The 22,920-nt window shown below is 42.5% G+C and carries 17 protein-coding genes and 1 tRNA gene; 6 read left to right on the top strand and 12 right to left on the bottom strand.

The window, feature by feature from the left end; genetic code table 11:
* Positions 1–52: 52 nt before the first annotated feature.
* From CDG77_RS22290 to CDG77_RS22275, 4 genes are all read right to left on the bottom strand, one after another.
* Positions 53–2,323: a transglycosylase domain-containing protein gene (locus tag CDG77_RS22290; protein WP_094331535.1), complete on the bottom strand. Its 2,271-nt coding sequence runs from the start codon at positions 2,321–2,323 to the stop codon at positions 53–55.
* A 392-nt stretch (positions 2,324–2,715) separates the two neighbouring features.
* Positions 2,716–3,387 carry a hypothetical protein gene (locus CDG77_RS38610; protein WP_190234031.1) on the bottom strand — a complete coding sequence of 224 codons (672 nt, stop codon included), beginning with the start codon at positions 3,385–3,387 and terminating at the stop codon, positions 2,716–2,718.
* A gap of 288 nt (positions 3,388–3,675) precedes the next feature.
* Positions 3,676–4,152 (bottom strand): signal peptidase II, encoded by a 477-nt coding sequence (lspA, locus tag CDG77_RS22280; RefSeq protein ID WP_094331532.1) that lies wholly within the window; start codon positions 4,150–4,152, stop codon positions 3,676–3,678.
* 102 nt (positions 4,153–4,254) lie between these two features.
* Positions 4,255–4,842: a biotin transporter BioY gene (locus tag CDG77_RS22275; RefSeq protein ID WP_094331530.1), complete on the bottom strand. Its 588-nt coding sequence runs from the start codon at positions 4,840–4,842 to the stop codon at positions 4,255–4,257.
* Between the two features lie 761 nt (positions 4,843–5,603).
* On the opposite strand from CDG77_RS22275, the gene pstS reads away from it, so the two are divergent.
* The 4 genes from pstS to pstB all read left to right on the top strand — a co-directional run bounded on the left by pstS (position 5,604) and on the right by pstB (position 9,645).
* Positions 5,604–6,785 carry a phosphate ABC transporter substrate-binding protein PstS gene (gene pstS / locus CDG77_RS22270; protein ID WP_094331528.1) on the top strand — a complete coding sequence of 394 codons (1,182 nt, stop codon included), beginning with the start codon at positions 5,604–5,606 and terminating at the stop codon, positions 6,783–6,785.
* Between the two features lie 143 nt (positions 6,786–6,928).
* Positions 6,929–7,879: a phosphate ABC transporter permease subunit PstC gene (gene pstC / locus CDG77_RS22265; RefSeq protein ID WP_094331526.1), complete on the top strand. Its 951-nt coding sequence runs from the start codon at positions 6,929–6,931 to the stop codon at positions 7,877–7,879.
* A gap of 19 nt (positions 7,880–7,898) precedes the next feature.
* Positions 7,899–8,780, top strand: coding sequence for a phosphate ABC transporter permease PstA (pstA, locus tag CDG77_RS22260; RefSeq protein WP_094331524.1), 882 nt, complete (start codon positions 7,899–7,901; stop codon positions 8,778–8,780).
* Positions 8,781–8,838: 58 nt separating this feature from the next.
* Positions 8,839–9,645, top strand: a complete 807-nt coding sequence (pstB, locus tag CDG77_RS22255; protein ID WP_094331523.1) for a phosphate ABC transporter ATP-binding protein PstB — start codon at positions 8,839–8,841, stop codon at positions 9,643–9,645.
* Positions 9,646–9,939: 294 nt separating this feature from the next.
* Here the strand turns inward: pstB and CDG77_RS22250 are convergent.
* The 4 genes from CDG77_RS22250 to CDG77_RS22235 all read right to left on the bottom strand — a co-directional run bounded on the left by CDG77_RS22250 (position 9,940) and on the right by CDG77_RS22235 (position 15,304).
* Positions 9,940–10,010, bottom strand: a tRNA-Gly gene (locus CDG77_RS22250).
* A 50-nt stretch (positions 10,011–10,060) separates the two neighbouring features.
* Positions 10,061–11,293: a hypothetical protein gene (locus tag CDG77_RS22245; protein WP_094331521.1), complete on the bottom strand. Its 1,233-nt coding sequence runs from the start codon at positions 11,291–11,293 to the stop codon at positions 10,061–10,063.
* A gap of 68 nt (positions 11,294–11,361) precedes the next feature.
* Positions 11,362–14,910, bottom strand: coding sequence for a response regulator (locus CDG77_RS22240; protein ID WP_094331519.1), 3,549 nt, complete (start codon positions 14,908–14,910; stop codon positions 11,362–11,364).
* A 154-nt stretch (positions 14,911–15,064) separates the two neighbouring features.
* Positions 15,065–15,304: a hypothetical protein gene (locus tag CDG77_RS22235; RefSeq protein ID WP_094331550.1), complete on the bottom strand. Its 240-nt coding sequence runs from the start codon at positions 15,302–15,304 to the stop codon at positions 15,065–15,067.
* Positions 15,305–15,934: 630 nt separating this feature from the next.
* Here CDG77_RS22235 and CDG77_RS22230 point away from each other — a divergent pair.
* On the top strand, positions 15,935–16,567 hold the full coding sequence (locus CDG77_RS22230; RefSeq protein WP_223269919.1) for a GNAT family N-acetyltransferase: 633 nt from the start codon (positions 15,935–15,937) through the stop codon (positions 16,565–16,567).
* Positions 16,568–17,181: 614 nt separating this feature from the next.
* The gene (locus tag CDG77_RS22225; RefSeq protein ID WP_094331517.1) at positions 17,182–17,736 is read left to right on the top strand and encodes a hypothetical protein; all 555 of its coding nucleotides are present in this window, start codon (positions 17,182–17,184) and stop codon (positions 17,734–17,736) included.
* Between the two features lie 9 nt (positions 17,737–17,745).
* Here the strand turns inward: CDG77_RS22225 and CDG77_RS22220 are convergent, their stop codons facing one another.
* From CDG77_RS22220 to CDG77_RS22205, 4 genes are all read right to left on the bottom strand, one after another.
* On the bottom strand, positions 17,746–18,891 hold the full coding sequence (locus CDG77_RS22220; RefSeq protein ID WP_190234030.1) for a histidinol-phosphate transaminase: 1,146 nt from the start codon (positions 18,889–18,891) through the stop codon (positions 17,746–17,748).
* A 131-nt stretch (positions 18,892–19,022) separates the two neighbouring features.
* The gene (locus CDG77_RS22215; protein ID WP_094331514.1) at positions 19,023–19,658 is read right to left on the bottom strand and encodes a YqiA/YcfP family alpha/beta fold hydrolase; all 636 of its coding nucleotides are present in this window, start codon (positions 19,656–19,658) and stop codon (positions 19,023–19,025) included.
* Between the two features lie 107 nt (positions 19,659–19,765).
* Positions 19,766–21,142, bottom strand: a complete 1,377-nt coding sequence (gene gor / locus CDG77_RS22210) for a glutathione-disulfide reductase (protein ID WP_094331513.1) — start codon at positions 21,140–21,142, stop codon at positions 19,766–19,768.
* A gap of 175 nt (positions 21,143–21,317) precedes the next feature.
* The gene (locus tag CDG77_RS22205; protein ID WP_094331511.1) at positions 21,318–22,589 is read right to left on the bottom strand and encodes a FecR family protein; all 1,272 of its coding nucleotides are present in this window, start codon (positions 22,587–22,589) and stop codon (positions 21,318–21,320) included.
* Positions 22,590–22,920: the final 331 nt, after the last annotated feature.

Below are 22,920 nucleotides of genomic sequence, written 5' to 3'. Positions count from 1 at the left end.
AGAACGGAATTTTGACCGTCTACCAAACCAATTAGCAATTCCCAATCCCCATTTACCGCGTAACTCGCCGCATATAATTTCCCCATAACTGAGCGGCTTGAGCGCTGCTACCAGACGTGGGGGAATTATTGTCGTTTCCCAACCAAACACCAGTTACAAGCCGCCGACTAGGAATAAAACCGATGAACCATAAGTCAACGTTTTTATCAGTCGTGCCTGTTTTTCCAGCTTCTCCCAGTCCTAGAGCCGCACTACGACCAGTACCTCTTGTGATGACACCACGCATCAAACTAGTCATCTCATCGGCTACACCATTTGTCAGTACTCGTTTGTTGGCATCTGGATCTCGATCGAAAGAGTAGATTACACGGCAGGTTTTGATATCATTGCGATCGCGGCAATCACCACTGTCTAAAATTCGGTTAATCGCATGGGGAGGATTCCACACTCCCCGATTGCTAATAGCGCCAAAAGCACCAGTCATTTCCAAAACATTGACCACACTTTGACCCAGTACTAGGCCAGGAACCGGATCTAGGTTTGACTTTATTCCCAAATTCTGCGCCATTGCCACCACTTTATTCAGCCCGATTTCTCTGGCAACTCGTAGGGCGATGGGATTTTCTGAAAGAGCAAGACCGGTAGCAATATCTAAACTAGTGTCAGCACCAGCACGACAGGGTTTATAAGTAAAGCCTTGCCAAGTTAAAGGGGCGCAAGAATAACTTTTTGATTCGGAAATTCCCTGTTGAATAGCAGCAGTATAAGTAAAGATTTTGAAGGTGGAACCTGGTTGTCTTTTGGCTTGAACGGCACGATTGAACTGACTTTTTTTGTAATCAGTTCCGCCTACCATTGCCAAGATGCTACCTGTGCTGGAGTCAAGAGTTACCAAAGCCCCTTGAGAAAAATTAAAACTTCCACCAGCGTTGTTGACTGAATTCCGCAACGCAGATTCTGCTTGGCTCTGTACAGATGGATCGAGCTGGGTTTCGATGATATAATTCCCTTCGTTTGCCGCTCCTTGTCCTAAGATTGATTCCAGTTCAGAAAACACATAACTGTAAAAATAAGGAGCGATCGTCTTAGATTGCTGTTCGCAAACTTTAGGACTAACTTGGACGGTAGAGCGTCTAGCTCGATTCGCATCTTCAGGTTTAATTTTGCCCATCTCCAGTAATCGCTTAATTACGCGATTCCGGTATTCAGCTGCTTCTAGCTTATTTGGCCCATCCCCGCAAAAATCAAATGCGTTGGGAGCAGGTAAAATTCCCACCAAAGTAGCTGCTTCTGCCAAAGTTAATTCTTTAGCAGGCTTCTCAAAGTAATACCGGGCTGCATCCTCAAAGCCAGAGGTATCTCCCCCCAAAAAAACCCGATTTAAGTACATCAGCAAAATATCATCTTTGCTGTAAAAGGTTTCTAGCTTGAGGGCGACAACTGCCTCTCGCAATTTGCGTCCAAGGGTATCCTGTCTACCTACATACTCTCGGAACAAACTGCGGGCAACTTGCTGCGTAACAGTGCTGGCTCCTTGTTGCACATCTCCGCTACGGCTATTGATCAATACGGCTCGTAAAATCCCCAGAGGATCAACCCCAAAGTGCCAGTAATAACGACTATCTTCTGAAGCTACTACAGCAGATGCCAAATAAGGGCCAAATTCCTCTAAACGCTTCATATCTACATGAGAGGTTGTTCGAGGCTCTCTGAGCGGGGTGGCTCCATCACGAGCGTAAACAACTACTGGGGCGCGTGTAGCTGTTGGTAGGGGTCTAACTGAAAATTTCAGCCATTCTACGCCAATTACTAAAGCTAACAGAGCGCTGACACCGCCGACACCATAAGCTGTAACACTTGCAGCTTTGACATACCAGGCTGGTGGATCGACGTATTGCAAGCGCACAGAAGCGGCGAGTTCTGGGGGGCCCAGGGTGAGAATATCGCCGTGACGCAGTTCCAGGGAATTAACACGACGCTTGCCACGATAAATGCCATTGGTGGAGTTTTCGTCTTTGATGACGAAAACTGGTGTGCTATGAGTAGAATTCCGCGATAGCGACAGGTGAATTTGGCTGACAACAGGGTTACGGACGACGATATCGCTGGATTTGGAGCTACGACCGAGAATATAGCGATCGCCCAACAGTGGATAGACCTCTGCTTTATCCGCCCCCGCATCCTGCACCCAGAGTTCTGGTACTTTGGCATTAGGCTTGAGCGCCAGTTTGGAAAAATCAACCCTAGCTTGGATAGTATGGACTGCTTGAGTCAGTTGACCAATTAACGTTTGTGGCTTTTGAGGGGGTTGGGGAAAACTCATCGGCTATTCACATCACACTTTTTAGTGAAGAATCGGGCGAATTACAATTTAGATGTTAGTCTTTCATCATTTTACTCATAAGCCAAAGCATAAATTAGCTATACTGAATTTTTTGCTCTAATTTATACTTAAGCTTACTTTGCTATCAAAATTAGTTTGTTATTTTCGTCACTTGTTTACAAAGGCATAAATTTCTTCCCTCTTCTCAAGAGCTTGTATTGTGTACATTTCTTCGTTCAGTAACTACGAACATAATTTGTACCAATGTGTTTATAAATACTAATTATCAAGAAGCAACAAATTTAATTTTTAACAATTTTACATATCCACAGATTCTGCAACAAACCAAAATATCTTCATTTAGGAAGATTTTCTAAATCTTATTGTCTGTTTTAATGGGCCGAGTGTTCCGTTGAGGTTAATTTCAGAATGATGGGAAAATCTCTGACCCTGATTGGTACAGCTTTATCTTTGGCTCTCACCACTAATATTGCTGTAGCCGAATCCAGTAAATCCCCCATAGCCCAATCCAGTAGCGAATCTACTAGTGCACCAACGGAAATCAAGATGTCGCCAGAAGGCATGAAAATTCTGTGCGAGTATTTCCCGCTTAACTCTCGCTGTCCCGGCGGTACAGCAGCCAACCCCAGCGCTCCTAGTAGCACTACAGTACCAGCAGAAACCACACCTAGTAACAGCACCACTCCCGAAAGCACTCCAGCACCAGGAAGCATGACACCACCTGGATCTGTCAGCCCCGAAAGCACTCCAGCACCAGGAAGCGTTACCCCACCTGAACCTCCAGCACCAGGAAGCATGACCCCACCCGAACCTGGCGCTCCTAGCAACTTAACTCCAGCACCAGGAAGCATGACCCCACCTGAACCTGGCGCTCCTAGCAACTTAACTCCAGCACCAGGAAGCATGACACCACCTGAACCTGGCGCTCCTAGCACCACTACCGTACCAGGAAGCTCAACTTCACCTGAACCTGGCACTCCTGGCAGCACTACCGCACCAGGTGTAAACTCTCCCAGTACTCCAGGCTCTAGTACTCCTGCCACAGGTAATTAAATTAAAAGCTGGGGCATAATATGAATACTAATTTGCCATCAGCGATCGCCGGTGCATCTTGATTTTCTGCACCAGTTATATAAAACTGGTGTAGGATGCAAATGAAATAAAAATCTTTGGAATCTTATAGATAAAGTCTTCGCATATAAGACTGAGCAAGGGTTTCATTAATCAATAGCCTGGGATGATTCATCCCAGGCTTAATAGTTTAACGAGAAAGGCTCAAGGCAGAGGGCATTTTTAGGCAGAGGAATACTACCCTCTACCTCCTACCTGATTCACTGCGACCTACCAGTTGAAGTCGGTGTTTTTTCCAAGGAAGCAATTAATAGGCAAACAATACCGATACTAATAAATGAATCTGCCACATTAAATACAGCAAAGTTAATCAGGCGAAAATCAAGAAAATCAACAACGTATCCTAATACAAAGCGATCGATACCGTTGCCCATAGCTCCACCTAAAATCAAGCCATAGCCCAACTGATCCCACAAATTTAACGTTGGGCCAAACAAGGCCAAAGCTATCAATACTAAACTGACTCCTAAAGATAGCCAGCGCAACCACTCGACTTTTCCACTTAATAGACTAAAAGCGGCACCAGTGTTAGTCACATAGGTGAAGTGAAATATCCCAGGTAAGAGTGGTAGTGTCTGCCCCAAGCTAAAAGTTTGCACCACCCAGTATTTTGTTATTTGGTCTAAGAAAAAAGCTATGAAGGCAGCAATCCAGAAAAGGCGATTTTTTAAACGCATGAAACTAGGGGCTAAGGACTAAGGACTAAGGACTAGGGACTAGGTAGAAGAATTTTAAACTTTAAATAAATTTCTAGCCCCTAGCCTCTAGCCCCTTGATAACTAATAAAACATTAAGTGACGCAATATATATGCTATTACAGTAACGGCACAGACCACACTTAATTGCCCTGGTAGTGCAAACCAAGAGTATCTAAGGATTGCTTGCATCAAAGGTAGATTTTCTGTGCCTTTCCACTGAAAAATATAGCTAATAATCAAATAAGTGATACCGCATAGATGGAGGGTTAACAAGCCACAGATGCAACTAAAAGCGAGAGTTTCTAGTCGAGGTCTAGCTTTAAAGGCAAACAAGCCACAAATCCAAGCTCCAGGAATAAAGCCTAGTAGATAGCCAAACTGAGATAACTTAACATAACCAATACCTCCGCCATCGGCAAATACAGGTAATAAGGTTAGTCCCATCACTAAATAGGCTATTTGCGAGAGCGCACCGGCATTTTTGCCCCCTAAACAACCTACCAACAGTACTGCGCCAATTTGAAAAGTGACACCTAAAGAAAAAGTCTGAATTCCGTGCTTACTCCAATTCCAAGGAAAGGTGATGCCATAGGCTTCTAGGAAGGTGCCACCCATTGTCAGGAGTAAGCCAATCATAGACCATAGTAATTGATTGGAAGCAGCAAACATTTATCAGGCAACCAGGGAAAGGCAAAAGGGAAAATCAACAGCAACTAGTATGTTCATTAGTATTGAAATGAAATTTGTGCTGACACCTCTAAGAATTAGCATATTTTTTTTTGCCTTTTTGGTATGTAACTCTTCAGTTCTGCAAATTATCGCTTAGGTGTCTATAGCTGTAATTTTATTGACTGAAGCCTAGTCTGATTCTGGTATTTGACCTAATACGCAGTAAAGTTAGCAAAATTTAGTATTTAAACTAAGTTTTTCGATTCAGCGCCAACTTATGCTACAAAATGTTAAAGACAGTTCTTTAATTCACGATTTTTTAGCGATCGCTCTGCCTACTCTCCATAAAATAGGCAATTGACGGTTTTTCTTCTACTTTTTCTAAACTTAGATTGTTTAGTTATGACTTTTATCCTACTTAGACCTCTAAGCAGCAAGAACTTTTATCGGTTCTCAAATTTATTTTAAGTTTTACATATTACCACAATTTGTCATTTTTTATCACTGGACTAACAAAGCTACACTAAAATAATAAAGTTTAGTAAATATATGCAACCAGCTTACCGTGGTACTATTTGTAACGTCTGACTAGCAATAGCAGTATAAATTTTATCAAGCAAAAGTAGAAACGAGTGTTTGTTCTTCATCAAAAAAAAACAAGCATTTTTTACTTTGTTAACCTATCCTTTACCTTGACATTCATTCTTTAGGGGTATCCTTAGAAGCGCTCACCTGAAAAGTTACCCAAACTATTGATAGCGATGCCCTCACCTCTTAGTGTAATAAAAATTCATCGCCTCACAGCTTCAATTTCAGTGTTAGCACTGACATTCAGCCTAGCTGCATGTGGTGGCGGACAGCAAAACCCAGATAATACGGCCACCAAGGAGACTCCTTCTGGCACTGCTACAGATACTACTGCCTCCAGCACAACCAAATTAGATTTGGGTGGAAATATCAAGTTAAGCGGGGCTGGTGCATCTTTTCCAGCACCATTGTATGATACATGGTTTACGGATCTAAACAAAAAATATCCAAATCTGCAAGTTGACTATGCCTCAGTTGGTAGCGGTGCTGGAGTTGAGCAATTTATCAAAGGCACTGTAGACTTTGGTGCTAGCGATGTTGCCATGAAGGATGAAGAAATCCAGAAGGTACCAGCAGATAAAGGCGTTATTTTACTGCCTGTAACTGCTGGTAGCATCGTCCTAGCTTACAACTTGCCAGATGTTGCAGAACTAAAGCTGCCACGAGCCGTTTATGCTGATATTCTACTAGGCAAAATCACCTCTTGGGACGATGCCCAAATTGCCAAGGCTAACCCAGGTGCAAAGCTTCCTAAACAGGCAATCACAGTTGTTTATCGTTCAGATGGTAGCGGAACAACAGGTGTGTTTACAAAACACCTCAGTGCTATTAGCCCAGAGTGGAAGACTAAAGTTGGTGAAGGCAAAACTGTCAATTGGCCTAAGGGAGTTGGTGCTAAGGGTAATGAAGGTATTACCGCTCAAATCCAACAAACACAAGGTTCTATTGGTTATGTCGAGTACGGCTATGCCAAACAAAATAGTCTCAAGTTTGCTGCTTTGGAAAACAAAGGCGGTAAATTTATTGTACCTAGTGAAGAGTCAGCCTCTAAAACTCTGGCATCAGTAACTCTACCTCCCGATCTCCGCGTCTTCATTTCCGATCCAGAAGGGGCTGATTCCTATCCCATCGTCACTTACACCTGGATTTTGGCTTACAAGAAATATCCCAATGCGGCAAAAGCTAAGGCAGTTGAAGCTGCGATCGAATACGCTTTAACTGAGGGTCAAAAACAGGCCACGACATTAGGATATGTTCCTCTACCTCAAAACGTGATCGCAAAGGTGGCTGCTGCTGCCGATCAAATTAGTCCAGAGTATAAAATCTCTGTTGCTGGTACTAGCGCTACCAAGTAGCTTCAGCTAAGACATGAGACATTCCTAGACAATAATTTTTAGGCTGGTTACAAAACTAGTTTAAAAAGACTATGAGGCAACAATTTTGTTGAGATGGTTGCCTCCCATATCTTCCTCTGATTTAATTGTGAAAGTCGGTAGTCATGACTACAAATTCTCAAAATCTTTCATCAGCGACAAAAAATCGCACTGATGTAGAAAAGTCCCTAGATCGGGGTTTTATTTGGCTTACTAAAATTTTTGCCTTTGGGGTTGCTGCCACTTTATTATGGATCGGCTTACAAGTTGCGATCGCTTCTTGGCCTGCCATCCAAAAATTTGGTGCAAGCTTCTTAGCCAACACCACTTGGAACCCAGTTAATGATACCTACGGGGTGCTACCTCAAATTTATGGAACTCTCTTGAGTTCTTTTATCGGTTTACTGATAGCTGTACCGATTGGAGTTGGTACAGCTATTATCCTCAGCGAGGATTTTTTACCCGCTAAAGTGAAATTGGTATTAGTTTTTGCGGTAGAACTACTCGCAGCTATTCCCAGCGTTGTCTATGGTGTGTGGGGTATTTTCGTTTTAGTGCCTCTCATAACTAACTTGGGAAAATGGCTCAATACTTACTTTGGCTGGATACCATTTTTTAGCACCCCCCCTACAGGGCCAGGAATGTTGCCGGCAGGTGTAATTTTAGCGATTATGACTTTGCCCATCATCACAGCCCTATCGCGTGATGCCTTAATTTCTATACCCCCCAGTTTGCGCCAAGCCGCCGTAGGATTAGGAGCAACCCGTTGGGAAACAATTTTGCAAATTCTGATTCCAGCCGCCTTTTCAGGGATAGTTAGTGCTGTGATGTTGGCACTCGGACGGGCAATGGGAGAAACAATGGCTGTAACAATGTTGATTGGTAATTCCAACAACATTAGTATCTCGCTGTTAGCACCAGGCAATACGATTTCTTCTCTACTGGCAAATCAATTTTCAGAAGCCAGTGGGTTGCAAGTTTCGGCTTTAATGTACGCTGCTTTAGTTCTATTCTTCTTGACTTTAGTAGTAAATATCATGGCCGAGTTTATCGTTCTGAGAGTCAAGCGACTGTAGCTTAGTTTTGGATTGAATTATGACTTCTAGTTTTCCAGAGCGCAGTTTAATTCGCGCTCCCATGTCTCAAAGGACACTGTTTAATACTGTAATGACTGTGGCTGCATTTATCTGTGGAGTATTGGCTCTTGTGCCTTTGCTAGCAGTCCTTTCTTACGTCATTATTCAAGGTTTTAGCAGTTTGAATCCTAGCATCTTTTTTGAACTGCCACCCAAAGCTTTACAAAAGGGAGGGGGCTTTGGTAATGCAATCTTGGGCACACTATTAATGGTAGGAATTGCTGCCGTGATTAGTATCCCATTTGGGATTTTAGCGGCAATTTACATCACAGAATTTAGCTCGGCTAATGTTGCAAGATGGGTACGTTTTGCAGCTAACGTATTGAGTGGAGTCCCCTCAATCATTGCTGGGGTATTTGCATACGGGATTGTGGTTTTGACACTGGTTAAGTTAAACTTAGGATCGTATTCTGCTCTCGGTGGAGGGTTTGCGCTGGCAATTTTGATGTTGCCAATTATTGTCCGAACCACTGATGAAGCCTTGCAGTTAGTATCGCAAGATTTGCGGCAAGCATCTGTAGGGTTAGGAGCAACAAACTTTCAAACAGTAAGTCAAGTAGTTTTGCCAGCAGCTTTACCTGCAATTGTAACTGGGGCAACGCTAGCGATCGCCAGAGCATCTGGAGAAACCGCACCTTTACTATTTACCGCCCTGTTTTCCAATTTTTGGCCTGGTAGCTTATTTGAACCCACAGCTTCCCTTGCTGTTTTGGTTTACAAATATGCTATTTCTCCCTTTAAAAATTGGCAATCACTAGCTTGGGCAGCATCTTTGATTTTAGTCTTGATGGTTCTAATCACAAGTATCATCGCTCGCTGGGCAACTCGCAAGAAAGCTTAGTGACGTAGCATCTACATGGCGGATTTGTATCGCTAAAACTAATACTGCACTTAATTATATGGCTACCAATGTTAGCACAGTGAATGATACTCAAACCGTTTTACGCACCGAAAACCTCAACGTTTACTACGGCAAATTTCTAGCCTTGCAGAATATTTGGCTAGATATACCAAAAAATCAGGTGACAGCCTTTATCGGCCCTTCTGGTTGTGGTAAAAGTACGTTGCTGCGATGCTATAACCGCCTCAATGACCTGATTGAGTCATTTCGGGCAGAAGGTAAAATACTTTTTTACGATAAAAATTTGTATGCATCCGACATCGATCCTGTAGAAGTGCGTCGGAGAATTGGGATGGTGTTTCAAAGACCAAACCCATTTCCAAAATCAATTTATGACAACATTGCTTTTGGAGCCAAAATCAATGGCTACAAAGGTAATATGGATGAATTAGTAGAACGGAGTTTGCGGCAAGCGGCTTTGTGGGACGAAGTAAAAGATAAACTGCGACAAAGTGGTTCCTCTCTATCTGGTGGACAACAACAAAGATTATGTATTGCTCGTGCGATCGCAGTCCAACCTGAAATTATCTTAATGGATGAACCTTGCTCCGCTCTCGATCCCATTTCCACGTTGCGGGTTGAAGAACTCATTCACCAACTTAAAGAGCAATATACCATTGTTATCGTTACCCATAATATGCAGCAAGCAGCGCGGGTTTCTGACAAGACAGCCTTTTTTAATGTCAAAACTACTGAAAATGGAGGTCGTAACGGCTACATGGTAGAGTACGAAGCAACAGAACTAATTTTCAACAATCCTCAGCAGCAAGATACCAAAGATTACGTTAGCGGCAGGTTTGGATAAGTCGATAGATATTACACATTGTTGATGTAAGAGCATTGAGGGATACTCGGAAATTAAAGCTGTGCGATATTCCTCTAGTTTTTCATTTGTTTGCCAAGATTAGCGTAGGCATAGCCCGCCGCAGGCATCGCTTGAGCGATTACGGCTGTTTCTCGATCGAGAAAAACAATAATAAGGTTATTTAACATAAAGCTTGGTTAAGTGGGTGGTTTACCACACCCACTCCAAAAATCTAAAGCAAAATATTAGGTGTATTTACACCGTGCTTCAGTTTTGGACTTCAGACTTTTTTAAAGCGGGTGGCGGGAATCGAACCCGCATTAATAGCTTGGAAGGCTATAGTTTTACCACTAAACTACACCCGCAACTTTCCAACTTATTAAGTATAACATAGCTTTTAGAAAAATTCAAGCATCTAGTTAGAATTAGCAGGCTGGATTTTGATTCGTACAAACAAATTACTCAAATCTGGTTTTTTACCATCGTTGTTGTGAGCGGCAAGAAAGTTTTCTGTTTTGAAAACATCATTAAGAACTCGCTCGTATGTGCTTTTTTCACTTTGTAGTGTTGTTGGTTCTATTTCTAGAACTACAGCCTGTTGAAACTTGCCATTGCGATCGATTATTAAACTAACAAGCATCTGTGCAGGCTTAATTTCGGAATCGCTTGGGAGAAAACTTGAGTCTAATTGTTTTGAGTTGCTTCCCGTGTATGAAGCGATAACATCGGGTAAAGCATCTTGTCGAAATCCTCTTGTTTGTATAAATTTAATCATTTCATTTCTCAGCAGAGGAGCTACTATTGCTACCGATGCTCCCCCAGTCGGAGTTGATGGAGTTTCTCTAGTCGAAGGTGGTGGAGTTTCCCTAGCTGGAGTTGGTGAAGTTTCTCCAGTCGGAGTTGGTGGAGTTGATGGAATACCTGTTGGTAGTGCCGTTCCCTTTCCCAGTGTGATTTCTTGACGGCGTTTCCAAGGTAGATTACCGACTGGAACCGTAGGTGTTGGCGTAACTATAGGTTTGGGCGTGGCGATCGCTTTCGGTGTAATTGTAGGTTTTGGTGTGGCGATCGCTTTTGGTGTAACTGTAGGTTTGGGTGTGGCGATCGCTTTTGGTGTAACTGTAGGTTTGGGTGTGGCGATCGCTTTTGGTGTAACTGTAGGTTTGGGCGTGGCGATCGCTTTCGGTGTAACTATAGGTTTTTGTGTGGCGATCGCTTTCGGTGTAACTATAGGTTTTTGTGTGGATGCAGGAATTCTCTGTTGTCTATTAGGTTGAGAGGCGTAAATTCGACTCTTTTGCTGGAAATTATCAGCAGAATTTATTGCCCCAAAATCTTCATTTCTGGGCTGAGTTCGTGCTGTTTGTGCTGAAACAGACTTTTGAGTTGTGGATGCTGGCTTTGGCGAAACTCTTTTGGCTGTGGATTTTGTTTCAGGAGGAATGTCTATCAATTCAACAGGAACAGCAGATTGGCTTTGCTGGGGAAACCACAGACTAAATCCATTAGATGAGCGTATTAGCCAGAACGCCAGCAAGTGCAGAGAGACTGAACCGATAACGACAGAAATCCACAAACCTGGTGGATCAGTGTGTCGCCTCCAGACTTTGGCTGGAATTGGAGTTTTGTCTGCAACCGATGGTGTCATATTATATAAACTGGATATGATTAGGCACTCTTACTAATTGCTAATGCTTTAAAATACCAGTCTAAATTTTAGCGATTAACCATTACCTCTGGTGTAACAGCAAAGGTCAAAACTGTTTCATCCACTCCTTTAAGTTCTAGCGGACTACCTTTAGTAATTTCTTCTTCTTGCAAATAATCTGCTACGGCAGCAGAAACCAGGATTGTACCCGGAACAGCAGCAGCTTGCAACCTTGCAGCAATATTTACACTTGGGCCAATAGCAGTATAATCAGCCCGTTCAGCACCACCAAACATCCCTACAACAGCAGTACCTTGGTGGATACCGCACCGAAACTGGACGCTAGTAAGTCTGTCACCATCAAATACACCTTGATCTCGCCAGCGCTGATTCAAGTCAGCCAGTGAGCGGTGCATTGCTCTGGCTGTATTGATGGCACGACGCACTTGTTCGTTGGGGGTTAGCTCTTCTGGCGCTCCATATAAAGCTAAGATCGCATCTCCCATAAATTTATCTACAGTGCCGCCATTGCCAAATACAACCTTGGTCATAGCTTCTAAATACTCATTTAGCAATTCTGCGACTCGTCGGGATCTGAGAGTATTTGATAGCTGTGTAAAACCCACGATGTCACTAAACAAAACTGTAATTAAGCGTGGTTCTGGACGCAAATCTAACGTTAAATCACCAGTTGCGGCTTTTTGCACCAATACAGCTGGCAAAAAGCGCTTTAGCACCGATTCTGTTAGATAAGTATTTAACTCCACGATTCGTCGTTCATTTTCTTTCAATGCTAAAAGATTCCGAACTTCCGCTAAAAGTTCCCGATCGTTGAATGGTTTTGCTAAATAAGCATCCGCCCCATGTTCTGTACCTTCGATGCGGGTTTCCTCGTCAACTTTTGCTGTCAGCAAAATGATTGGTGTTCCTTTTAACTTTTCCTCTTTGCGAATCAGCTGAATCATCTCCAGTCCGCTCACCAAGGGCATCATTAAGTCAGTCACAATCAAGCTGGGCATAATTTCCTTAGCTGTATTGTGCCCTTCATAACCATTACGAGCCGTCTGTACGCGATAACCGTTACGGCGGAAAATCTCAGATACATAGGTTCGCAAATCCGGGTTGTCATCTACAACTAAAATTAAGTGCTGAGTCTTAAGTGCTGAGTCTTGAGTATCAATATGAGGGGAGGAATTTATTGTAATATCTTCAATATTGTCTGTTGTTGACTCTACCAGTTCTAAATCAGCCAATTCTACACTAGCGCGGCTCGTATTCACTTCCGCAGGCGTTTCTAGTATTTGTTGTGCGGGTAAATGAGCATTTCCAGTCAAAAGCCATAAACTAAAGGTAGTACCTTGACCGTAAACTGATTCCACAGTGACTTGACCACCATGTAATTCTACCAATTCTTTAACTAAGGCTAAACCCAAGCCACTGCCTTCATAGGAACGGTTTGCTGAACCTTCAGCTTGGCGGAAGCGCTCAAATAGGTAAGGAATTTGTTCTTGAACAATGCCAATTCCCGTATCTTGTACTTGCAATATGCAACGATCTCGCTCAGATTTTAGTCTGACAGCGATCGTGCCACCTTCAGGAGTAAACTTCATGGCATTTGACAGCAGGTTGTAAATCACCTTGTCAAATTTTTCCATGTCCAAGTATACCGGAGAACATTCATCTAACTGGGCGATCAGATGCAGTTTCTTTTTCTCACAGTAGGGACGAAAAGATTCCACAATTTGGCTGACAAATTCGACCAAATCGCAGGGATGGAAACTAGGCTGCATTCTTCCCGCATTCAGGCGTTGTAAATCCAGGAGTTGATTTACTAGTCGCAGGAGGCGGCGGGAGTTACGCAGAGCGATCGCACTTTGGGAGTAAGATAATCCTTCACCAGCCGCCACCGCCGACTCTAAAGGCCCTTGGATCAAGGTGATTGGTGTGCGAAACTCATGGGAAATATTCTGGAAAAATTCGGTTTTTTGTTTGTCTAATTCTAGTAAGCGTTCAGCTTGCTGGCGAGTTTTTTCATACAAGTGTGACTGCTGCACAGCGATCGCTGCTTGAGCTGCTACTGCTTTCGCCAAATCGATATCAGATTGCAGCCAATTCCGTACTTTTTTACCTTCATGCAAAGTAATACTACCGATGCATTTACCATCTGCCAGTAATGGCACAAACATTAGCGATCGCGCTGGCATTTTTAACGGCAAATTAAAACCCTGCACATCTGAGGGAGAATGGCTCACGTTACCAATTACCACAGGTTCATGTGTCTGTAGCATTTGTTGAAGGATTGGATTCTCTTGGATAGATGCTTGAGAATAGGGTAATCTTGGAGTTGTTAGGTGATGATTGCTACTTGAGTTATTGTTTGAGGCTGGCCATGCCTGGGTTGAACTGTACCTACCTAAATTTTCTAAATGCTGAAAACTGTCATACAAGCCCACACACTCGACAAACTCATCATCTTCTGTCCACAAAGACAGGACGCAGCCATCAACTTGTAAGGCTTGGCCCAGCTGTTGAGTAATCGCCGCAAAGATATCTTGAGGATCTAGACTAGAGCGAATCGCACTAGTAATCGTATTGATTAAGCTCTCTCGCTTGGCAAGGGCCCGGACTTGTTCGTAAGCATAAGCTTGAGACAAAGCTAAGGCTGCCTGATCCGCTACCATTAACACTAGCTGCACCTCATCTTCTCCCCAGAAGCGGGGTACAGAACACTGGTGCAGTGCCAGCACTGCCATAAGTTCTTGTTGGCAGATCAATGGCACAACTAAACTAGAACAAATGTTAGCAGCAACGAAAGCTTCCCCACGTTGGTGCAGTTCGGGAGTATTACCGTGAATGCGCTCATCATCGGTTACATCGTGAATCACCTGAACTTCGCGAGTTTCCCATACAGTTTGAGCCAAAATAGTCACAGGTGTAGAGGGAGAGAGGGACACAGCAGAAGAATTATTTGCCTGCACCTCTGCTAATGTATGTTCCCCTGCTTCTTCAGAAAGAGCCTTCTGATAAATGAATCCTTTATCCGTCAACTGCTCATCTTGGAAGGGACGCAATAGGCACACATCCACCTCCAACATGTGGCCCACTGTATCTACAATTGCCTGCAAAATTTGGCGATAGTCTAAAGCACTGCGAATTGTGTTTGTGACGGTATTCAGCAGCGACTCTTGTCGGAGTGTGCGGGTAAGTTCGCGGGTGCGGGCTTTGAGGACATTGTGAGTATCCAAAGCTTGGCGTACTACTGCTTTAAGTTCCTCAGCTTCCCACGGCTTAGTGACATATTTAAAGACCTTACCAGCGTTGATTGCTTCCACCAAGTCTTCGACATCGGTGTAGCCAGTTAAAATAATTCGGATAATATCTGGATATTGAGTTGCTGTCAGGCTCAAAAATTCTGTCCCACTCATCATCGGCATTCGCTGATCGGAGATGATCACCGCGACCTCTCCTTCTTGAGCCAGTAGATCGAGGGCCGCAGGGCCAGAGGTTGCCCTTAGCACCTTATAGTCGCGATAGAAGGTGCGGTAAAGCAAGTCAAGGTTGTCTGGCTCATCATCGACAACCAAAATTTTAGGCTTACTGTTTGCTTGGGATTTCATGCACCGCTTTCCTGCTGCAACGGCAGTCGGATAAAGAATAATCTGATCGGGGAAGGATTTTTCTTCCTCAGGTAAGAGCAGAGCATTTCGACCAATAAGGTTGTTTGGCTACATGACTGCTGAGTGTAGGAGCGTTTACTCACAGTAATTCGTCTCAATGGCTTATGCCCATTAACGTTTGTTTTGGTGCAGTGTAATTGCTTTCATGGTCAGTTTTAGGGTTATAGAGTCGATACTTGCTTGCCAAACGTTCTTTCACCTCCTGTGAGTAATGTCTGATACTAGATACAGCACTCATAGCTAGCTGAAAATTCCAGATGAAGCTGCATATTAAGTTTTCCCTCCACAGCCGTTGTACTAACACTTGCGGGTAAATTTTATTTATGGTAGTCATGGTAGAGTCAGGGAGATTAAAATAATAAGATTTAAAGCCAAAGTATACTATTAGACAAATGCCTCTTTCTAATTTAGCAATCAGAACTATCATTAAGACAAGTAGTATTGGTTAAAAAGTCAGGGATTATGAATCTTGGAGATTCTTTCCTGGTATCTGCACAGGCTGCTCTCATCACTTAGTAGCAAAGTTTTGTTAGTGTAGCTTAAATTGCATGAATAAGTTCAGTACTACAACTAAAGGTAGTTTTTAACCAGAGTTTATTGCTAGTGTACTTACTTAACAATTTTGTAGTTAATGCCTACGGCTAGGTTATGCTATTTATCTACCCATTCACTTAAACCTGTACGAATCTACAGATGTTTTTGTGGTTAACAGACTGACATACTCTCTATCTCAAGTAAGGGATGCATCTGAACTCGACGAACTTAAGATTGTGGCTTGACGAAGTTGTAACTTCTAAGATTATTTAAAAATACAGGCTATATAAGCCTCAAACTCAAGTGTAAAACTTTGTTTGCTGTATAAGCAAAAGTGAATTAGCAATCTTAAGTCAGTTCAATCTCCTGGGCGGATGTGAAGTTTTTACTCAGTTTAAATGGTGTTTGAGGATATTTGAGAAAATTTTCGTTGAATAATATCAATACTAAACTAGCCTTGAAATATCGGTTTTTTCATCCATACCAGGAACAGCCAATCGATCCAGCTTGCTGGCAATTTCAAGTTCGTACAGCTACACCTGCTGATTTGATCGATGTTTCCCAAATTATTGCTGAAAGCTTTCACTCCCAAAAAGGTCTGTGGGGATGGGCTTTTCCATTGCTACGTCTGGGTATTTACGAGGACTTAAGGCATAGGATGGCATCACCTCCACCTCGTCATGTTTGTTTAGTCGCCTTTGAAGGTACTAGTGGTGCGGCTAATAATCTAGTGGGAAGTGTGGAACTGGGTGTACGTTACAGTGATTCGTGGAATCAGGCTAGTATAGGTTTTCCTTATTTATCTAACTTAGCGGTTCACCCAAAATACCGTAGACATGGTGTGGCTTCAGGGTTATTGACTAGCTGTGAAAAAGTTTCGCGTGAGTGGGGATTTCAAGACTTATATCTTCACGTCTTGGAAAATAATCATCAGGCAAGGCAACTTTATTTCAAGATGGGATATCGAGTACATAAAGTCGAATCAAATTTGAATAGGTTTTTACTAGGACGCTCAAGCCAGATGCTATTGCATAAACATCTGAGTGTTGATTCAACTATCTAAATTTGTGTAAATTTCAATATTGTAATTATTTTGGAAAAAATCTATCATCAATATCGATAATCAGGGCACAAACTGACCTAACTAAAAAAACAGCCTAGATTAGCTCAAATGCTTGATATATATACCTGCTGATTTTTTGGAAAAGACATTTTGTTGAGATTTTTCACAGATATTTCTATTCTTAATATTAATAAACATATAACTTGAGAAAAGTTCGTTTACTAATTTAAGTGTTACATTTTATCTTTTTTGACTTGTCATTAAACAACAATTATTTTAGAGTATTTTATAGAGGTAAATAAGCGAGTTACAATAGAACATATCGGTATAATTACCCCGATAAAATTAGCGATCCCTCATAATAACTTTGTAATTAAGATATTCATCTTTATAAAAACTTTAATAAAACACTATCCGAATTTGGGGACAAATCTGGTCATATCTCATAAGATATGATCATTCAATTACTAAACAATGTGTATTGATTACTATCTTTAGTTAAATTGACTAAAAGACTCTTGATAATAAAAAAATTCAAAAACTTGATTTGACATAACAGATAGTTACGTTTTGAAGTGCATACTACTACCAAATTCATTGAAAGTTTAAAAAACATGGATAGCGAACAGCATCGGCGCTATCAAACCTCTATGATATCAACCTATTACCCTGAAACTAGTTTCCATAACTCTGTTGTTATGCCAGATGGAACTGAGCAATCGCAAGGCTCGGATATCCTTACACGTTTACACAGTGGAGAAGTTTTCGTCGTCAATAGTCGTAGACGAAATGGATTAATCCTCTTTAAACGCTATCATGCAGAGTTTGCTGGGCCTGGGGCTGCTGTGGGTGGGGATTATGATTGTGATTGCCAAAGGGTATTGCCCATAGGTAATCTGTCTTTATTAACTCCCGAATCTAATGAAGAACGCCAGAAGGCTTACTTGATTAGGCGACAGTGGATTCGATTGATCAAACAAATTACAGAAAACCCAGTGCCTGGGCAGCGAGTTCAGAAAATTCTCGATCAGTTTGAGCAATACTTTCCACCAGAAATAGTGGCTCTTTTGCCGAATGTTGCTTTTGCTCTTTTGGTAGGTGTGCTGCCACAAACAGTGGGAGTAGTCCGTCGTTTGGGCAGTGAGATGGACAGCCGGTTTAATTATTGAGTAAATATACTAAAATTCCAAATTTGCTAAAACAGCTTGAACTCGATTAATCGTGCGGGCGTTTTCCTCAATTGTCCCGACAGTAATTCGCAATCCTCCGCTAATTTGTCGCACAAGAGTGCCGAGTGTTCTCAGTTTCTGGTGGAAAGTTTTTAGCGCAGCATCTTGTGAATTAAAAGCATTTGGTTTAAGGCGTAGGTAGATAAAGTTAGCAGCGCTTGGAGTAATTTGTAATTCTGGTTGCTGAGATAAAATTTCGATGAGTTTGGCTCGTTCGCTTAAGGTTTGGGGAATCGAGTCCAGCAACTGTGTGCGGTTTTGTAAAGCAAATAGTGCTGCTGCTATAGAAAAGCTAGGAAGATTGTAAGGTAAGCGAACTTTTTCTAAGATGGCGATCGCTTCAGGATGAGCGACGCAATAACCAACACGGAGAGCTGCCAATCGGAAAGCTTTAGAAAAAGTACGTAATATTACCCAGTTTGGGCGCTGGGCTAATTCACCTACTAGGGTAGTTTGACTGAATTCAAAGTAAGCTTCATCAACTACTACCAAAATATCCTCGCTTAGACTTCTTAACCATGCCAACTCCGCCGCCGTTAAGCTATTTGCAGTCGGCGAATTGGGATGCACTACGAAAACTACGCGAATAGGGGGATTTTGAGTTTGTTCGATCGCAAACTGTGCGGCGCTTATGTCAATTTCAAAATTTGTTTCATTTCTACCCACCGCGATTACAGGAATGCCCAAAGTTTTTGCCAAAATTCCGTACATGGAGAAAGTAGGATTGGCAATGAGAATTGAACCTTCTCCTCCAAGACAAGTGGCGATTAATAAAGAGCGGATTAGTTCATCTGAACCATTTCCTACAGAAATATTGGCAGCAGTATTAGATAGCGAGAGGCCGGGTGATTCATTAACATACTCTGCGATCGCATCCTTAAGTGTTTCGTGTCCACCATCAGGATAACGATTTGTTTCAATTACTTGCTGATATGTCCAGGCTAGCTTCTCTTTTAACTCAGGTGGTAAATCATAAGGGCTTTCATTTGTATCCAGGCGATCGAACTGTGTGGGCACAGAATTGGCTGTATCGCTGCTAGGATGGGGTTTATACGCGGTAAATTGGGCTAAATCTGACCTGATGAAGGGAAGCATAATTTTAGTTATTAGTTATTAGTTATTAGTCATTAGTCATTAGTCATTGGTTGTTAGTTATTCAAAAGACAAATGACAAAGAACAAATGACAAAGGACATTAGTTATATGAGAATCTAATATTTTACAACTTCAAGGTAACTGGCAAAAGAGGCGAATTGCCTGCCAAATTTCTTCCATAACATTACTCAAGGCGTGGTCACTGTCGAGTTCGACTAACTCCACCCAAGGACGTGAACGCGCAAAGTCATGGCTAGCTTCGATGGGAATAACTTCATCCTTTTTTCCATGCAAAATTAGGGTGGGGATAGGACGTTGCAAAAAATTTTCTTGATATTGGGTAGCATCTTTAACGAAATCGTGACTTAAAGGAATCGATCGCTCCTCCCCATAGTGGTAGACCATGATATATTTTTCTTGCTGCCAACGCTGTACTTCTTCATCGCCTAACTTGGGCAACCAATGGGATAGAAAACCAAAGGCTGGTGCTAGCAGCACAAGGCGTTCTACTTGTAAATATTCCTGTCCCAAGTAGGCTGCGGTCAAACCACCTAAACTTGAGCCAATTAGGGTTACTGGCGTAGAATTATGACTGAATTTTGCGGCAACTTGAGCGATCTGACGAGTGATTGTCAACTGCGAAAAATCACCAGCATTCAAATCGGGAATTTTGACTTTCGTTTGAATTTTGGCAAAGCGATCGCCTATATCCCGCGCTTTGGTAGAATTAGGACTGGAAGCAAAACCGTGAAGATATATATATTGCAAAGCTGTAGATGGTTAGAAGTTAGGGCTAATAACAATCTTAAGTTTTAAGTTATGAGTTTATTTCTTCAACTCATAACTCATAACTTTTAACTCCTAACTCTTTTTGATTACCGCATTGTGACAAATTCTTCGGCTGCGGAGGGATGGATACCAACGGTGGCATCAAAGTCTTTTTTAGTTGCGCCCATCTTCACCGCGATCGCTACACCTTGAATTATCTCAGCTGAACTATCACCCACCATGTGAGCGCCTAGCACTTTGTCAGTGTTGCTATCAACCACCAACTTCATCATTGTCTTCTCTTGTTTACCAGTCAAACTATGGTACATGGCACGGAAGCGAGTGTGAAAAATTTTGACGGCATCACCGAGTTTTTCCCGGGCTTCGGCTTCTGTCAAGCCTACTGTTGCGGCTTCTGGGGTAGAAAATATGGCTGTGGGAACAGTTTGGTGACTGAACTCGCGGCGGTTATTTCCAAATTCACTATCAGCAAAGGCGCGACCCTCGCCAATGGCGACGGGAGTTAAATTGATTCGGTCTGTGACATCGCCAACAGCAAAGATATTCGGTTGACTCGTTTGACTATATTCATTGACTGCGATCGCATTGGTGCTAAGGTATCCAGGCCCTTCGATAGAACTAGCCACAACATCAACCCCAGCGTTTTCTAAACCTAGTCCATCTACATTGGGAGTTCGACCAGTCGCCACTAAAAACACGTCAGCAATTACTGGTTCTTGGTCTTCCCCTGATAAAGTTAGTTTAAAACCTTCTGGCACGGGTTCAATTGTTTTCAGCACACTATTCTTAATCAGTCGAATTCCGTGGTTTGTCATCCCCTCTTCAATTTCTGTACGAATGTCTTCATCAAACCCCTTCAAAATCTTTTCACCTCTGGTAATTTGTGTCACCTCTGAACCCAAACCACGCATGATACAGGCAAATTCTGTGCCAATATAACCAGCGCCAAGAATGACGATGTGTTTTGGTTTTTCTTTTAGATGAAAGATTTCATCAGAGGTAATGCCATATTCCATCCCTGGTAAATCTGGCTTGATAGGACGACCGCCAACAGCAATTAAAATTTTGTCTGCTGTCACTTTGCGTCCATCAACTTCTACGGTGTGGGAATCTAGTAATGTGGCGCGACCAGAAATTAGTTCTACTCCGGCTTTTTCTAAGAAGCTTATATGTAGTTGCGACAGTCGCCGAACTTCCTTATCTATAGATGTAATGAAATATTCCCAGTCCAACTCAGCATTACCAACTTTCCAGCCATAACCTGAAGCTTCACTGAATAGGGCGGGAAAGTGAGAGCCATAGACCATGAGTTTTTTGGGAATACAACCGCGAATTACACAAGTACCACCAACTAAATCATTTTCAGCGATCGCCACTTTTGCCCCATAGCTAGCCGCCCGTTTGGAAGCCGCCAAACCTCCAGAACCCGCACCAATTACAAACAGGTCGTAATCAAAAGCCATAAATTTCTGTTCTCTCTAGCAAAAAGTTAGTTCCTGGGAACTTACACACAAAATGTGATTGAACTATATCAAGGATATCTGGTGAACCCTGTTTAAGTCCTGTCCTTGATTTAATCTAGCGTTAGCAGATGTTCTCTGGTCGTAGGGAATATCACTTTTTGCTTTGGTGGGTGTTTCAGGTGGTTTCTGGAGGTTTTTCTGGAGGCTTGACAGGAGGTTTGACAGGAGGTTCGACTGGAGGTTCGACTGGAGGAGTGACTGGAGGAGTGACTGGAGGAGTGACTGGAGGAGTGACTGGAGGTTCGACTGGAGGAGTGACTGGAGGTTCGACTGGAGGTTTGACTGGAGGAGTGACTGGAGGTTCGACTGGAGGAGTGACTGGAGGCTCAACTGGAGGATTGACTGGAGGATTGACTGGAGGATTGACTGGAAGATTAACTGGAGGACTAACTGGAAGATTAACTGGAGGATTGACTGGAGGATTGACTGGAAGATTAACTGGAGGACTGACTGGAAGATTGACTGGTTGCGTTATAGTTCTAGTAGTATTATTTCTCCCAGAGCGTTGCTGAGTATTTGATAGGATTTGTCCTATGTCCTCAAAGGAATTTAATGGGGAATCATCCCTAATGGGGTCTACTGGGAAATTGTCTGTAATAATATCGTTGGTAGAGGAAGTTGAAGGATTAGTAGTTAGCTCTGCAAAAGATGGGTTTTCAACTACTCCCTCACCTGTGATGGGCGACTGTGCGTTCAGAGCCGCAGCAGTTTCAGCTTGAACGCTAGCGATCGCTGGGTCGGCTGTAGGTGTAAGATTTTGCCTAGTTAAATCAAGCCCCCGAACCATATCGCTCGTTTCATAAAAATTTCTGAGATCAAAATCGTATAAGCCCTGAAATTTGCCTTTAACTATAACCATCATCTGTCCTGCTTGCAGCACCTGACTTTGAGAAGATTCCTTATTTGAAACTTCAATGCCACTATTTGTCAGCGCACCCACAATCGTGGTATCTGTTTGTTTGTTATAGCGGACAAATAATGCTGAACCACGAATTGCTGCTGCTGCACTTGGTGTTTGTATGAGTGTTTGCCCCCTTCCAGGTGGGATAAGTAGCAATGCTGTTCCATTTGAGAGTCGAAAGCTACGAGTGTTTGGTAAAAATTGAAATATAGCCTGTTCCCCAACCCGTGCCAAAGAGCCGTCGTTAAAGCGTAACTCTGCTAGGGAAGCTCGACCAGTTGACAACCCATCCCCAGGAGTTATTGCATCTAATTTGCGTGCAGGACGCTTCTTCTGTCTGTCTCTGGGTATCAGTTGTACCAAGTTGCGGAGGTTTTGAATCTCTGCTCGCGTCAGAGGAGTTATAGCACTTACCCTATTTGGCAAAGGTAGTACTGTAATTCCCCATAAACTAATCACTAATAATGGAAACGATTTATGAAACATAGTTTGATAATTTCTGAACTTCAACTAATATCAAAAAAGTTAAAATTTTAAGCTAGTGCTAAACTATTATAGGAAGTTTATTTAAGTAAATTTATCCGAATTTTAATCTAAATTAAATATATAAAATAGCTAATAGGTAAGCTATATATTTAATTTGTTTAAGTTTATATTCTAAAAATGACATTGTGTACAATCAAGTCTGTGGCAGGTTTAAAAGTTAGTACTTGAAACCAATAATTCACAAGGTCATCAGCTAAGGGACTTCCAAAAAATAAAATATACAGTAGGGTGTGTTAGGCGAAAGCCGTAACGCACCGAGATATCTGGCGGT

The organism is Nostoc sp. 'Peltigera membranacea cyanobiont' 213, assembly GCF_002245975.1.
Classification (GTDB): Bacteria; Cyanobacteriota; Cyanobacteriia; order Cyanobacteriales; family Nostocaceae; genus Nostoc.
Note: the sequence above shows the minus strand (reverse complement) of the source record. Positions and strands in the feature narration are given on the sequence as shown.

Coding starts and splice junctions, on each gene's coding strand:
- CDG77_RS22290 (WP_094331535.1), bottom strand. CDS start 2,323: ATGAGTTTTCCCCAACCCCCTCAAAAGCCACAAACGTTAATTGGTCAA.
- lspA (WP_094331532.1), bottom strand. CDS start 4,152: ATGCGTTTAAAAAATCGCCTTTTCTGGATTGCTGCCTTCATAGCTTTT.
- CDG77_RS22275 (WP_094331530.1), bottom strand. CDS start 4,842: ATGTTTGCTGCTTCCAATCAATTACTATGGTCTATGATTGGCTTACTC.
- pstS (WP_094331528.1), top strand. CDS start 5,604: ATGCCCTCACCTCTTAGTGTAATAAAAATTCATCGCCTCACAGCTTCA.
- pstC (WP_094331526.1), top strand. CDS start 6,929: ATGACTACAAATTCTCAAAATCTTTCATCAGCGACAAAAAATCGCACT.
- pstA (WP_094331524.1), top strand. CDS start 7,899: ATGACTTCTAGTTTTCCAGAGCGCAGTTTAATTCGCGCTCCCATGTCT.
- pstB (WP_094331523.1), top strand. CDS start 8,839: ATGGCTACCAATGTTAGCACAGTGAATGATACTCAAACCGTTTTACGC.
- CDG77_RS22245 (WP_094331521.1), bottom strand. CDS start 11,293: ATGACACCATCGGTTGCAGACAAAACTCCAATTCCAGCCAAAGTCTGG.
- CDG77_RS22240 (WP_094331519.1), bottom strand. CDS start 14,910: ATGAAATCCCAAGCAAACAGTAAGCCTAAAATTTTGGTTGTCGATGAT.
- CDG77_RS22235 (WP_094331550.1), bottom strand. CDS start 15,304: ATGACTACCATAAATAAAATTTACCCGCAAGTGTTAGTACAACGGCTG.
- CDG77_RS22225 (WP_094331517.1), top strand. CDS start 17,182: ATGGATAGCGAACAGCATCGGCGCTATCAAACCTCTATGATATCAACC.
- CDG77_RS22220 (WP_190234030.1), bottom strand. CDS start 18,891: ATGCTTCCCTTCATCAGGTCAGATTTAGCCCAATTTACCGCGTATAAA.
- gor (WP_094331513.1), bottom strand. CDS start 21,142: ATGGCTTTTGATTACGACCTGTTTGTAATTGGTGCGGGTTCTGGAGGT.
- CDG77_RS22205 (WP_094331511.1), bottom strand. CDS start 22,589: ATGTTTCATAAATCGTTTCCATTATTAGTGATTAGTTTATGGGGAATT.